Here is a 13,659-nt window from a genome sequence, read left to right as displayed (position 1 = left end):
GCCCCGCCCCGTACTCTCCTGTACGAAAACTGAATTCCGCAGGACGGAGGAGCCAGGTGCCCCATCGGATCGTGCATATGCTCCGGGCGCGCGGAGCGGGCCGCCGCCCCGTCATGCTCGCGATCGCGGGCGACAGCGCGGCGGGCAAGACGACGCTGACCAGGGGGCTTGTGCAGTGTCTCGGGGCCGACCGGATGACCGCGGTCTGCGTGGACGACTACCACCGCTACGACCGCGCCGAACGGGCCGGCAAGCCGTTCACGGCGCTGCACCCCGACTGCAACCACATCGACGTCATGGAGCAGCACCTCCAGCTGCTGTCGATGGGCGAGCCGATCCTCAAGCCGGTCTACGACCACTCCACGGGCGAGCTCGTCCGGCCGGAACTGGTCGAGCCCCGCGACTTCGTGATCGTCGAGGGCCTGCTGCCGCTGCACACCCGGATGGCGCGGGCCTGCTTCGACATCACCGTCTACCTGGACCCCCCCGAGCCCCTGCGCCACTCCTGGAAGGTCCGCCGCGACTGCGAGAAGCGCGGCTACAGCCCCGAGCAGGTCATGGCCGAGCTGGCCCGCCGCGAGCCGGAGAGCGCCGCCTACATCCGTCCGCAGCGCAAGCACGCCGACATCGTCGTCCGGTTCGCGCCCGTCGCCGGGCGCCTCGACCCGCCCGGCACCCCGCTGTCCGCCGAGCTGCTGCTGCGCCCGACGATCGACCACCCGGAGCTGGCGGACGTCCTGGACGGCGGCGCGGGCGACACCGAGACCGCCCTGCACCTGCGGCTGCACCGCGACACCGACGGCCGCCCCGTCGACGCCCTGCACGTCCACGGCTACGTCTCGCCGGAGGAGTCGCAGGTCGTCAAGAAGGCCATCTGGGAGCGGCTCGGGCCGCGCGCGGGCACCGCGCTCCCCGACCCGGACGCGCTCGGCCGCCTCGGCGACACCGGGACCAGCGACCCGCTCGCGATCACCCAGCTCCTGCTGCTCTACCACCTGCTCGACGCCGACCACCGCCAGGCCGCGTAGCGTGGCGCGGCGGCGGACGGCGGGCTGAAGGCTCCGCGTGCGCGCGGGGAGGCCCCGGGGCTTCGGACCTGTGCCCCGGGCCGCGCGCAGGCGGCCGCCGGGAGGGCGCCCGAGCGGGCGCGCAGGGCGCCCTCCCGGCACTCGTCAGATCTCCGCCCAGGGAATGACCGGGCGGTCGGGCGCGACGACCGCGAGCGACTGGCCGCCGCGGATCCGCTCGTCCGGCTCGGCCGTGAGCCGGAACCGGGCATTGGGGCGGTGCGACTCGCCGACCGCGAGCAGCGTGCTGCCCCGCCGCAGCAGGAAGATCGCCACGTCCACGCGGGACCACTCGCCGGCGTCCTCGGGGACGTCCACCCGGTAGAGGGTGCCGTCGGAGTCGAGCGTGCTGGCGAGGTTGTGGTGGATCGCGGCGACGCCGGGGTTGCGGATCGCGTCCGCCACCACCGCCGGGTCGTCGATGTCGACCGGCTCGATGTCGGCGCTGACCAGGTTCAGCGCCTCGGTGATCTCGGCGCGGCGGCCGCCGTCGCGCAGCCCGGCCAGCAGGTGGACGGGCGGCTCCCCGTGCCGCCGCAGGTAGGCCGACACGCCGAGCATGACGCGGACGGTCTCGTCGTCGGACCGGCCGACCACGAGCACGGTGCGGGCCTTCTCCAGGCACGCCCGCTCGTATGCGGTGCCGTCGTTGGCGACCACGTCGTAGAGGTCGGGGTCGGGGTTCTCGCCCGCCAGCTCCTCCGGCCAGAACAGCACGACGACCGGCGTCTTGGCGTACGCGGGGTCGGCGCGCAGCTGGCCGGTGATCGCGCGCATCGCCTCGCGCTCGTAGCCGATGACCGCCACATGGTCGCGCTTGTGCAGCCGCGCCTGGCCGTTGGCCCGCATCGTCCTGCCCTTCCCCATCCAGAGCGTCAGCTCGGCGAACATCACGAGCCCCGCGGTGAGCCCGGCGACGATGATGATCACGCCGCCGATCCGGCCGCCCGCGGTGGCCGGGGCCAGGTCCCCGTAGCCGGTGGTGGTGCCGCTGACCAGGAAGTACCAGAGGTACTCGTGCGGCTTCTTGATGTCGGCGCCGGGCTCCTCGAACACCGCGATGAGCAGCCAGCCCAGCAGGAACGCCGCGAGCAGCACCAGCGCGGGCGCCCGCCAGCTCCGCCCGGTGATCCGCGTGACCAGGCGCATGAGCACGATCGGCATCCGCGCAGCGTGGCAGCGGACAAATCCCCACGTCAAGCGCAAACCGGTCACAGTCCGGGCGTGCCGACGACCGGACGCGGCCATCCGCCCCGGCGCCGCCAGGTCAGACCGCCGGGCCCCGTTTCAGGACGCGCGACAGGGCCGCCGCAACCTCCTCCGACAGGCCGCCGTCGGACGGCCTCTCGGCACCGGCACCGCCCGGCCCGCCGGCACCGCCCGCGAGGTCGGCACCGGAGCGCACCAGGCCGGCGTCCCCGGGCTCGTCCCGGACGGCGGGACGGGTGTGCCCGCAGTCGCGGCACTCGACCTCGCCGAGCCGGCACACCAGGGCCGCCGACCCGCACGCCGAGCAGCGGTCCAGGTCGTCCGCCCAGTCGCGGCCCGCCTGGCAGCTCGGGCAGACCAGCACCTGGCGCTCCGCCTTGACACCGCGCTTCCACGGGCTCGCGCCGCGCACGGGGTCGGTCTGCCGCGCCCCGCAGCGGTAGCAGGGCATCACACCTCCAGGGGTGCCGGGACCGGTTCCGGCCAGGCCCGCTCGGCCGGGCCGGGACCGGTCCGTCTGCTCAGAGCCCGGCGAGCGCCTCGCGGTACTCGTCGATGTCGCGCGCGTCCGGGATCGCGTTCACGACCCGCCACCGGACCACGCCCTCGGTGTCGATGATGAAGGTGCCGCGCAGCGCCAGGCCCTTGGCCTCGTCGAAGACGCCGTAGCGCCGCGCCGTGCCGCCGTGCGGCCAGAAGTCCGACAGCAGCGGGAACCAGAAGCCCTCCTGGTCCGACCAGGCGCGCAGGGCGAACATCGAGTCGACCGAGACGGCCAGCAGCTGCGCGCCGCTACCGCCGGCGCCGTCGCCCGCGTCCCTGAACTCGTCCCTGAGCCGGGTCAGCTCCCCCGTGCACACCCCGCTGAACGCCAGCGGATAGAACACGAGGACGACGTTCTTCTCGCCGCGGAAGCCCGACAGCCGAACCGGCGTGCCGTGCTGGTCCGCCAGCTCGAAGTCGGGCGCCTCGGCGCCCACGTCCACACCGCCCACGTCGACGGCGCCCGGGCTCGTGCCCGTGCCGTCCGCGTTGACCGACAAGTCCTACCGCCCCGCCTACTTGCGGACCTTGGGCGCGACCAGCCGCGTGCCTGACCACTCCTTGGCGGCGCTGACGCTGCTGGTCTGCGAGAGCCCGGCCGTCTGCGCGGCCTCGCCGATGTCGCTCGGCTCCACGTGGCCGTCCCGGCCCGCCTTGGGCGTCAGGAGCCAGATGTTGCCGCCGCTCGTGAGCGGGACCATCGCGTCGGTCAGGCCCTCGAACAGGTCGCCGTCCTCCTCGCGCCACCACAGCAGCACGATGTCGACCACGTCCTCGTAGTCCTCGTCGACCAGTTCGTTCCCCGTGAGTTCTTCGACGGAGCGACGAAGCTCCTCGTCGACGTCGTCGTCGAAGCCGATCTCCTGCACCACCTGGCCCGCCTTCAGGCCGAGCCGTTCGGCCAGGCTGCGCTCAGACTGCGCCTGACCCGCGGTCGCGCTCACGAAAGTCCTCCCATTGTCGTCAGTCCGCACGGTGCCGTGCACTCTCGATTCCGGCCCCCCGGGACGGGTGGCCCGCCCGCACCTGTGCGGTGTTTGCGGGACAGTCCACACAAGTGAGGGCCTCCAGCGCAAGTGTCTTCCGGGCTTTTGGTCGCCTCATTGGCCCGATTCCCCGTTTCCCGGCGACCTTCTCATCCCTTCAGGAAGGACAAGCGGACCTGGCGGTCGGGGTTGTCCACGTTGAGGTCGACGACGGCGACCGACTGCCAGGTGCCGAGCGCGAGCCGTCCGCCCACGACCGGCAGGGTCGCGTACGGCGGGACGAGGGCGGGCATGACGTGCGACCGCCCGTGCCCCGGCGAGCCGTGCGCGTGCCGCCAGCGGTCGTCCGCCGGCAGCAGGTCGCCCAGGGCGGCCAGCAGGTCGTCGTCGCTGCCCGCGCCCAGCTCCAGGATCGCCACGCCGGCGGTCGCGTGCGGGACGAAGACGTGCAGCAGCCCGTCGCCGCCCTGCTGCGCGGCGAACCGCTCGCATTCGGCCGTGATGTCGTGCACGGTCTCGCTCGTACCGGTGGCCACCCGGACCACGGTGCTCTCCATGGTCCCGTGTCTACCCGATCCGCGGCGTCGGACGCATCCGCGCCGCACGGTGTCGCACCGGCCGGCCGAGACGCTAGTGGAACACCTCCGCTCGCCGCTCGACGACGGCGTCCGGCCCCGGGTACACCAGGCGCGTGTGGCCGTCGTCGAAGCGGATCAGATAGGGCGGGCCGCCGTCCCGGCCGCGCACCTCGACGATCTCACCGATCCGGTCGGGCTGCCCGACGACGTTGCCGTGGACGTGCAGCCGGTCTCCGATCTGTGCGTACATCGCTCTCCCCCAAGCTCGTTCGCCCGCCGCCCGAGCGGGCCGTGCCGGGTCCGCGACGGGCACCTGTTGGCGTTGTTCCCCGCCTCACCCGTTTCCCGCACCCTGACGCGATAAATCACGCAAAATCGGGCCGCCGTCCCCGGGACGGCACCCCGCTGACCGGCGCAAATGGTTACCGGCGGGTAGAGATGCGTTAGCCGTCCTGAACGGCGACGATGGGATCACCAGACGAGCGACCGACAGTCTGCCGGGGACCGGTGGCCTCCCGAGCGGCGGCCACGGGTCTCACCAGCAAAGACGGTAAGGACAGAGGGGACCCCGTGGCTTCCGGACGTCAACGCTTCTCGATCATCAGCGACGGCCTGCCGAGCCAGCTGCCCGACATCAACCCGGACGAAACCCGGGAGTGGCTGGAGTCGCTGGACACGGTCATCAAGACCGAGGGCCGCGGCAGGGCGCGGTACGTCATGCTCCGCCTCCTGGAGCGGGCCCGCGAGCTGCAGGTCGGCGTGCCCGGCCTGCGCAGCACCGACTTCATCAACACCATCCCGCCGGAGCACGAACCCTGGTTCCCCGGCGACGAGCACGTGGAACGGCGCATCCGCGCCTACATCCGGTGGAACGCCGCGATCATGGTGTCGCGCGCCAACCGCCCCGAACTCGGCGTCGGCGGGCACATCGCCACCTACGCCTCCGCCGCCTCCCTCTACGAGGTCGGCTTCAACCACTTCTTCCGCGGCAAGGACCACGGCGAGTCCGGCGACCAGGTGTTCATCCAGGGGCACGCCGCCCCCGGCATCTACGCCCGCGCCTTCCTCGAAGGGCGCCTCCCCGAGGACAAGCTCGACGGGTTCCGCCAGGAGCACTCGCACCCGGGCGGCGGCCTGTCGTCCTACCCGCACCCGCGGCTCATGCCGGACTTCTGGGAGTTCCCCACGGTGTCCATGGGCCTGACCGCGATCGACTCGGTGTACCAGGCGCGGTTCAACCGCTACCTCTACAACCGCAAGATCAAGGACACGTCCCGCTCGCACGTGTGGGCGTTCCTCGGCGACGGCGAGATGGGCGAGCCGGAGTCGCTCGGCGCCATCGGCCTCGCCGCCCGCGAGGAGCTCGACAACCTCACCTTCGTCGTCAACTGCAACCTGCAGCAGCTCGACGGCCCGGTGCGCGGCAACGGCAAGATCATCCAGGAGCTGGAGTCGTTCTTCCGCGGCGCCGGCTGGAACGTCATCAAGGTCATCTGGGGCCGCGACTGGGACCCGCTGCTCGCACAGGACGTCGACGGCGTGCTGGTCAACCAGATGAACACCACGCCCGACGGCCAGTTCCAGACGTTCAGCGTCGAGTCCGGCGAGTACATCCGGGAGAAGTTCTTCGGCGCCGACCCGCGGCTGCGCCGGATCGTCCAGCACCTGTCGGACGACGAGCTGCGCAAGCTGTCGCGCGGCGGGCACGACTACCGCAAGGTGTACGCGGCGTTCAAGGCGGCCCGCGAGCACGTCGGCCAGCCGACCGTGATCCTCGCGCACACGATCAAGGGCTGGACGCTCGGCTCCGACTTCGAGGCCCGCAACGCCACCCACCAGATGAAGAAGCTCACCAAGGCCGAGCTGAAGGAGTTCCGGGACCGGCTCTACCTGGACATCCCCGACTCGGCGCTGGAGGAGCCGCTGCCGCCCTACTACCACCCGGGCGAGGACTCCGACGAGATCCAGTACATGCGCGAGCGCCGCGCCGCGCTCGGCGGCTTCCTGCCGAAGCGCGTCGTCCGCGCCAAGCCGCTCAAGCTGCCGGGCGACCCCGTCTACAGCGAGATGAAGAAGGGCTCCGGCAAGCAGAACGTCGCCACCACCATGGCGTTCGTCCGGCTGCTCAAGGACCTGATCAAGGACGAGAACATCGGCGCCCGGTTCGTCCCGATCGCCCCGGACGAGTACCGCACGTTCGGCATGGACTCGCTGTTCCCCACGTCCAAGATCTACTCGCCGCACGGGCAGACCTACGAGGCCGTGGACCGCAAGCTCCTCCTCTCCTACAAGGAGGCCGAAAGCGGCCAGATGCTCCACGAGGGCATCAGCGAGGCCGGGTCGATGGCATCCACCATCGCCGCGGGCACCGCGTACGCCACCCACGGCGAGCACATGATCCCCGTCTACATCTTCTACTCGATGTTCGGGTTCCAGCGGACCGGCGACCAGATGTGGGCGTTCGGCGACCAGATGGGCCGCGGGTTCCTCCTCGGCGCCACCGCCGGCCGCACCACGCTCACCGGAGAGGGCCTCCAGCACGCCGACGGCCACTCCCCGCTGCTCGCCGCGTCGAACCCCGCCTGCGTCCACTACGACCCGACGTGGGGCTTCGAACTCGGCCACATCGTCCGGGACGCCCTGCGCCGCATGTACGGCTCGTCCGACGAACACCCCAACGGCGAGGACGTCTTCTACTACCTCACCGTCTACAACGAGCCGTACCAGCAGCCCGCCGAACCGGAGGACCTCGACGTCGACGGCCTCCTCAAGGGCCTCTACCGCTACCGGGCGGCGGAGCCGGCCAACGCCGAGGCGCCGCGCGCGAACATCCTCGCGTCGGGCGTCGGCGGCCGGTGGGCCCTGGAGGCCCAGCGCCTCCTCGCCGAGGACTGGGGCGTCGCCGCCGACGTGTGGTCGGCCACCTCGTGGAACGAACTGGCCCGCGAGGCCCGCGCCTGCGACGAGTGGAACCTGCTCAACCCCGAGGCCGAGCAGCGCGTCCCGTACGTCACCCGCACCCTCGACAACGTCGCCGGGCCGATCGTCGCGGTATCGGACTTCACCCGCGCCGTACCCGACCAGATCGCCCCCTGGGTGCACGGCGACTTCACGTCCCTCGGCACCGACGGGTTCGGCTTCTCCGACACCCGCGCCGCCGCCCGCCGCTTCTTCCACGTGGACGCCGCGTCGATCGTCCTCGCGGTCCTGACGAGGCTGGCAAGGCACGGCGACATCAAACCGGAGGCCCTCCCCCAGGCGATCGAGCGCTACCGCCTCAACGCCGAGGTGAGCGACGTCTTCGCAGGCGGCGTGGGCAGCCGCGAGAGCAACACCGGCGGAGACGCCTGATCACCGCATGACACGGTGATTGCGGAGGTGTAGGCCGCAATCGCCGGAAGGGCCCCGAGGGTTCGCCTCGGGGCCCTTCGCGTTCCCAGGTCAGCCGGCCGGGGGCGTGAAGACGCCGAACGTGTTGCCGGACGGGTCCTGCAGGTAGGCGAACGTCAGGCCGCTGACCGTGGTCAGCGCGGGCATGGCGACCTTGCCGCCGCACTTCACCGTCTGCTCGCAGGCGGCCTCGACGTCCTCCACCAGAACCAGGAACATCGCGTGGTTGCGGGAGGCGTCCGGCTCGTGCGAGATGCCGCCGCTCGGCGCGTCGGCCCCCGGGTACCTGACCAGGTCGTAGCCGTCGGCGTCCGGGTCGAGCGTGAACTGCCAGCCGAACATGTCGCCGTAGAAGCGGCGGGCCTCCTCCGGCGCGTCGGTGCCGACCTGGAACCACGTGACGGTGTTGAACGCGGGAACGCTCATCGATCTCCTCCTTCGAACGCTGGCACGAGCGTCCCGGAGCCTCGCGACAACCCCCTGTCGGTGTTTGCGGGAAGGATTCCGCACGGAACCGAGCCCACACGATGGTGCGATCACTCGTCCGTCCGGAACCCATGCCTCGTCCCTGCACAGCCCTATGCGAGGAACTCTCGTAGCGAACGGGGTTCGCGGCCCAGGATGTCGGCCACGGTCGTGGTGGCGCTCGCCCAGCGTCCGTCGCCGATCTGCGACATGAGTTCGGCCAGGTCACGGGCCGCTTGGGCGGGCATGCCGCGCTTCTCCAGGTGGACGGCGGCCTCCTCGACCGTCAGGTCCACGTAACGCACGGGCCGGCCGAATGCCCGGGTGAGTTCGGCGGCGACCTCGTCATGGGTGGGCGCCACCGGCCCGGTGAGCTCGTACGTGGCGTCGGCCCCGACGGGGCGCGTGAGCAACGCGGCCGCGACCGCCGCGATGTCGCGCGCGTCGATGTAGCCGACCTTGCCTCTGCCGTACGAGCCGAAGATCCGTCCCTCCTCGTCGACGTCGCCCGCGAGGTTCTGCATGAAGCCGACCGGCGCCAGGATCGACCACGGCACCCCCGACGCCTTGAGATGCGCGTCGACCTGCCCGTGCATGCCGAACCCGAGCAGGCTCGCCGACGACACGCCGCGCACGGAGACGGTCACCACCTGCGCAACGTCCGCGGCCCTCGCGTGGTCGATGACCGCCTTGTGCGCGCGCACGAAACCCGGCCACAGCCCACTGTTGAGAAAGAGCCTGTCACCCGGTTCGAGCGGGATGCTCGTCGGCCGCTCCAGGTCGCCGACCACGTAGTCGCAGCCCAGTTCCTCGCCCTGCTCCGCGCGCCGCACCACGGCTCGCGCCGCGCCGCCGAGCTCCTCGATCAGCGCACGCCCGATCGTGCCCGTCGCACCCGTCACCACGATCATCGCAACCCCCTAAGCGGAATGTCGGATTCCGGTTATAGACTAAGCGGAAGCCTGTCGTCCAGTTCGAGGGAGTCCGATGCGCGCCGATGCCCGCCGCAACCGGGACAAGATCCTGGAGGCCGCACGCGACGCGGTGGCCGAGCGCGGCGCGGATGCCCCGATGGAGCTGATCGCCCGCCGCGCCGGCGTCGGCGTCGGCACGCTCTACCGCCGCTTTCCCGACCGCGGGGTGCTGCTCGCCGCCCTCGCGGAGCAGTACGTCCACGAGCTCATGGACGACCTCGACCGCACCGTGGCGGCCGAACCTGACGCGTGGTCGGCCATTCGCGCCTTCGTCCTCTACAGCGTGGAGAAGGGTCGCGGCGCCATCGCGGCCGCGCTGGCCGGGACGTCCACGCCGGAGGCGAGGCAGTCGCTCGTGCAGCGAGTCGATGAATTGGTGCGGCAGGCGCAGGCGGACGGTGCGATGCGTTCAGACGTCGGCACCGACGACCTCATGGAGTTGCTCAGCGTGTTCGCCTGCCACCCGGGCATCATCCCGGAGCGCTTCCTGCCCCTCATCCTCGACGGCCTAGACCGGCGACACCCCGGCCACCCCAGTAGGTGACCGGGGCGGACCACCCGGCGGACCAGCGGGCGTCACCCAGACACACCGGCTGAGCGCAGTCATCGGCGCCCCATCCTCGGCACGGACGGCGACTACGACGCAGGCCACCCTCGCCGCAGCCGCCGCACGCCTGCTCATCCCCCAACTCGTCCCGGGACGGCCGGACGAGCGTCCATGAGCGGCGCCGGGTCGTCGGCGAAGAAGCGGACCGTCCGGACGTCGGCCCGCCGCCCCAGAGGCCGGACGACCTGGATCGGCTCACGCAACTCGACCACCACGTTCGTCTGGGACGCCACCGCCACCGCGAGCCGGTCGTCCAGCACCTTGACCATGCCGCTCTCGTTGTAGTTCCGGACGATCCGCAGCGAGGAGATCTGCGCGCGGGGGATGCGCAGGTCGAAGAACGCCCCGTACCGGACGCGCAGTTCCTCGTCCGACAGCACATGCGGCCGCGTCACGCACGCCGCGATGACCGCCAGCACGATCAGGATCGAATACAGATCGATCACCAGGAAGGCCACCCGCAACCCCTCGGGAGCGTCGATGGCCCGCAGCAGCAGCTCCACGCCCACGACCTCGACGACCATCGCGAAGAGGAACCCCGCCTGAAGGCCGAGCTGCGCACCCGAATACGGGACGCCGACCGTGCCCTGCGGCACCCCATGCCTCCGGCGCGCGACGAGCAGCACCAGGCTGACCATGCCTTTCGCGTCGAACGCCACGATCCTGCGCAGCCTCTCGGGCACCAGGCGTCCGACGCCCCGAAACGCGGCTGGCCAATCGGCGCCGCCCCGCCGCGCCTCGGCGACCAACTGGCCTGCGGCGACAAGCTGCAAGAGAAGCATCAGCGCCACGATCACCTTCACGACCGTGACCACCGGACCGGGCACCGGGACACCCGACGCAGCCAACACCAGGACGACCAGCTCGGCAGGCGCCGCCACGAACAGTGCAGCGCGGGCGACCCTCAGCATGTCCGCTCCTTCAGGATCGTCACCAGTTGCTTGAACACCTCGCGCTGAGCGGGCGCCATCTCCTCCAGCCATGCGCCGTCCAGCCGTTGCCGCGCCATCAGCGCCGCCATCTCTTCCGGGATCTGGTCGGCCAGGTCCTCGGCGATCTCGGCGACGCGCGGATCGTCCGGCGGGGCGTCCGCGATCTCATCCAGCCGCGCGTAGGTCCCGGCGATGCGTTCGCGCGCCTCGGGACCGGTGAAGGACCGCATCATCCCGGCGAACCAGGCCCGCTCCCCTTCCCCGACCGCCGTGTCGACGAGCGCGAGCAGCTCCCGGTCGAACTCGGCGAACCGCGACCCTCGCGGCAGGTCTCGCAGGACGTCCGCCATCTCGGGCGAGACGGCCGAATCGGGCCGCAGCTCCGCCTCTTCCAGCAGCCCGGCGAGCCGGGCCCGCCGCGCCCCGATGGCCTCCTGCTGCCGCGCCAGGTCGGCGTCGAGTTCGAGCAGCACCTCCCGCAGGTCACGCCCGCGCTCATCGGCGAGGACGTCCCGAATCTCGTCCAGCGCCAGCCCGAGCTCCACGAGCCTCCGAACCCGCGCGAGCGCCACCGCGTCCCGCAGCCGGTACTCCCGATAGCCGTTGGCGAGCCGCTCAGGCTCCGGCAGCAGGCCGAGATGGTGGTAGTGCCGCACGGTCCTGGTCGAAACTCCGACCAGCGCGGCGAGTTCACCGATTCGCATGGCCCCATTACAAACGTTGACGCAACGTCAAGGTCAACCACGCCGACACCCTCCCGGCGATCCGCCCGCCCTCAGCACACCGACGCAGGTCAGCGCACCAGGGCCCAAAACCGAGCTCTCCGACATAGTCGGCAGGCCCGGCGCGTCCTCGGGTCGCTGGGTGAGTTGGTGAGCAGCCTCAGCGGCCAGCTGTGGCGCCTGCCGATCACGCGGCCTACGTCCAAGACGGCGACCCCCAGCGGCGAGGCGCCATTGGCCCCGCGTAGGCGCAGCGACCAGCGCCGACGCGGGCCTGCGGCCACGCAACCCTGAGCCCGCACAGTAGACAGCCAAGCCGGGCCCACAAACCCCAAACCTGCGCCAATCGGGCAAGCCTGGGTCTGGGACGCGGGTGCGTGATCACGCGAACCGGAGCCAGGACAGCGGGCGCCGGGGCGAGGGTGCCATCGGACCTGCGAGGGAGGACAGCCGACGCGGGCCCGGACCTGCAGTCAGACACCTCAGCGCGCGCGATAAGCGGCCAGGCTGAGCCCACCAATCCCCAGCGCCCACGCCGACGAGCCGGGCCTGGATCCGGGCGCGGATGCGCGATCAGGCGACCTGGGACCAGGACGGCAGACGCCCGGGGCAAGGGTGCCCCAGGCCCGCGAGGGAGGAGCGGCCGATGCGGACGCGGACCTGCAGTCACTCAAGGTTCAGCCCGCCCACCAGCGGCCAGGCTGAACCCACCGCCTCCAACACCCTCGCCAATGGGACGGCCCTGAGTTCGGGGCGCGGGGCACAGTCATGCGGCCTGAGCCAAGGTGACGGGCGCCCTGGGAAAAAGTGGTGCCTCGCCCCACGCGAGAGGAACAGCCGATGCGGACGCGGGCCTGCGGTCACGCAACCTTTGGCCCGCACGGTGGGCCAGGCCAGGCCCACAAACCCCAGACCAGCGCCCATGGGACCGGCCTGGGGCCAGGGCGTGGGTGCGCGGTCATACGGCCCAAGCCAAGGTGGTGGGCGGCCGGGGCGAGCGTGCCGCCGGACACGCGTGGGTGGAACGATCGGCACGAACACGAACCTGCGGTCACTCAAGCACGGAAGACAGCCAAGCCGGGCCCACGAACCCCAAACCCGCACCGACAGTCGGCCAGGCTTGGGCCGCGGGTGCGTGATCGCGCGGACTGGAGGCAGGGCGGCGGACGCCCCAAGCGAGGATGCCACCGGACCCGCACGGATGGAGCGGCTGGCGCGGGCACAGCCCTGCTGTCACGCAGCCTTCAGCGCGCGATAGGCGGCCAGGCTGAGCCACCGGCCCCAGCGTCCGCGCCAATGGGACGGGCCTGGGGTCGGGGCGCGGATGCCTGATCACGCGGCCTGGGACCAAGGCCGCAGACACCCGGGCGAGGGTGTCATCAGGCCCGCGCAGGAGGAGCGGCCGAGGCGGGCATGGATCTGTGGTCACGCACCTCTTCAGCCCGCACGGCAGACGGCCAAGCCGGGCCACAAACCCCGCCACTCACTGACGGGGCCTGGAGCCGAGGCGCGGGTGCGTGATACTGCGGTCCGGGGCCGAGGTGGTGGGCGGCCGGGGCGAGCGTGCCGCCGGACCCGCGTGGATGGTCCGATCAGCACGGACACGAACCTGCGGTCACGCAACCTTCGGCCCGTACGGAAGGCAGCCAAACCGGGCCCGCCAAACCCTAACCCGCACCGGCAGGGCGGCCGGCCTGTGGCTGGGACGCGTGATCATGCGGACTGGAGCCAGGACGGACGGGCGCCCAGAGCGCGGATGCCACCGGCCCCTCATCGGTGGAACGGCTGGCGCGGGCACGAACCTACAGTCACACAGCCTTCAGCGCGCACGATAGGCACTAAGCCGAGCCCACCAGCGCACGCGCCGACGAGCCGGGCCCGGGTCCGGGGCGCGGATGTGCGGTCACGCAGCCTGGAGCCAGGAAGGCGGACGCTTGGGGGCAAGGATGCCACCGGCCCCTCATAGGTGGAGCTGCCCGCATGGGCACGCACCTACGGTCACGCAGCCTTCGGCCCGCGCGATAGGCACCCAAGCTGAGCCCATCGACCCCAGCGCCCGTGCCGACAAGCCGGGCCTGAGTCCGGGGCGCGGGTGCACGGCCTTGAACCAAGGTGGCGGACGCCCCGGACCCGCGAGGGTAGAGCGGTCGGTGCAAGCGCGGCCTGTGGTCACACGACCTCGAGAG

General features: G+C 71.7%; 13 protein-coding genes. 3 read left to right on the top strand and 10 right to left on the bottom strand.

Features of this window, described 5'->3' with window-relative positions:
• Positions 1-77 precede the first annotated feature (77 nt).
• Complete coding sequence (locus ETD96_RS29485) at positions 78-1,028, top strand: phosphoribulokinase (RefSeq protein ID WP_138639762.1); 951 nt, start codon at positions 78-80, stop codon at positions 1,026-1,028.
• A gap of 144 nt (positions 1,029-1,172) precedes the next feature.
• Here ETD96_RS29485 and ETD96_RS29480 read toward each other — a convergent pair whose 3' ends face one another.
• The 6 genes from ETD96_RS29480 to ETD96_RS29455 form a co-directional block, all read right to left on the bottom strand.
• A complete protein-coding gene (locus ETD96_RS29480; RefSeq protein ID WP_171069291.1) occupies positions 1,173-2,231 on the bottom strand; it encodes an ion channel in 1,059 nt (352 codons plus the stop codon).
• Positions 2,232-2,334: 103 nt separating this feature from the next.
• Complete coding sequence (locus ETD96_RS29475; RefSeq protein WP_138639758.1) at positions 2,335-2,727, bottom strand: hypothetical protein; 393 nt, start codon at positions 2,725-2,727, stop codon at positions 2,335-2,337.
• A 70-nt stretch (positions 2,728-2,797) separates the two neighbouring features.
• On the bottom strand, positions 2,798-3,319 hold the full coding sequence (locus tag ETD96_RS29470; protein WP_240808317.1) for a peroxiredoxin: 522 nt from the start codon (positions 3,317-3,319) through the stop codon (positions 2,798-2,800).
• 15 nt (positions 3,320-3,334) lie between these two features.
• Positions 3,335-3,763, bottom strand: coding sequence for a DUF3052 domain-containing protein (locus ETD96_RS29465; protein WP_138639757.1), 429 nt, complete (start codon positions 3,761-3,763; stop codon positions 3,335-3,337).
• A gap of 191 nt (positions 3,764-3,954) precedes the next feature.
• Positions 3,955-4,362, bottom strand: a complete 408-nt coding sequence (locus ETD96_RS29460; RefSeq protein ID WP_138639756.1) for a YjbQ family protein — start codon at positions 4,360-4,362, stop codon at positions 3,955-3,957.
• A 73-nt stretch (positions 4,363-4,435) separates the two neighbouring features.
• Positions 4,436-4,633, bottom strand: coding sequence for a DUF1918 domain-containing protein (locus ETD96_RS29455; RefSeq protein ID WP_138639755.1), 198 nt, complete (start codon positions 4,631-4,633; stop codon positions 4,436-4,438).
• A 320-nt stretch (positions 4,634-4,953) separates the two neighbouring features.
• Here ETD96_RS29455 and aceE point away from each other — a divergent pair, with 320 nt between their 5' ends.
• Complete coding sequence (gene aceE, locus ETD96_RS29450; RefSeq protein ID WP_138639754.1) at positions 4,954-7,734, top strand: pyruvate dehydrogenase (acetyl-transferring), homodimeric type; 2,781 nt, start codon at positions 4,954-4,956, stop codon at positions 7,732-7,734.
• Between the two features lie 90 nt (positions 7,735-7,824).
• Here aceE and ETD96_RS29445 read toward each other — a convergent pair whose 3' ends face one another.
• The gene (locus ETD96_RS29445) at positions 7,825-8,199 is read right to left on the bottom strand and encodes a VOC family protein (RefSeq protein WP_138639753.1); all 375 of its coding nucleotides are present in this window, start codon (positions 8,197-8,199) and stop codon (positions 7,825-7,827) included.
• Positions 8,200-8,351: 152 nt separating this feature from the next.
• Positions 8,352-9,149, bottom strand: a complete 798-nt coding sequence (locus tag ETD96_RS29440) for an NAD(P)H-binding protein (protein ID WP_138639752.1) — start codon at positions 9,147-9,149, stop codon at positions 8,352-8,354.
• A gap of 76 nt (positions 9,150-9,225) precedes the next feature.
• Between ETD96_RS29440 and ETD96_RS29435 the strand changes: the two genes are divergently transcribed.
• Positions 9,226-9,756, top strand: a complete 531-nt coding sequence (locus ETD96_RS29435; RefSeq protein ID WP_138639751.1) for a TetR/AcrR family transcriptional regulator — start codon at positions 9,226-9,228, stop codon at positions 9,754-9,756.
• A 134-nt stretch (positions 9,757-9,890) separates the two neighbouring features.
• Here the strand turns inward: ETD96_RS29435 and ETD96_RS29430 are convergent, their stop codons facing one another.
• A complete protein-coding gene (locus ETD96_RS29430) occupies positions 9,891-10,730 on the bottom strand; it encodes a hypothetical protein (protein WP_205719509.1) in 840 nt (279 codons plus the stop codon).
• Positions 10,724-11,455, bottom strand: a complete 732-nt coding sequence (locus ETD96_RS29425) for a MerR family transcriptional regulator (protein ID WP_138639750.1) — start codon at positions 11,453-11,455, stop codon at positions 10,724-10,726. The genes ETD96_RS29430 and ETD96_RS29425 overlap by 7 nt, the downstream gene beginning before the upstream one ends.
• Positions 11,456-13,659 lie beyond the last annotated feature (2,204 nt).

The sequence above is a fragment of the Actinomadura geliboluensis genome, assembly GCF_005889745.1.
Taxonomy (GTDB): Bacteria; Actinomycetota; Actinomycetes; order Streptosporangiales; family Streptosporangiaceae; genus Spirillospora; species Spirillospora geliboluensis.
This window is presented reverse-complemented; position numbering and strand designations above follow the sequence as displayed.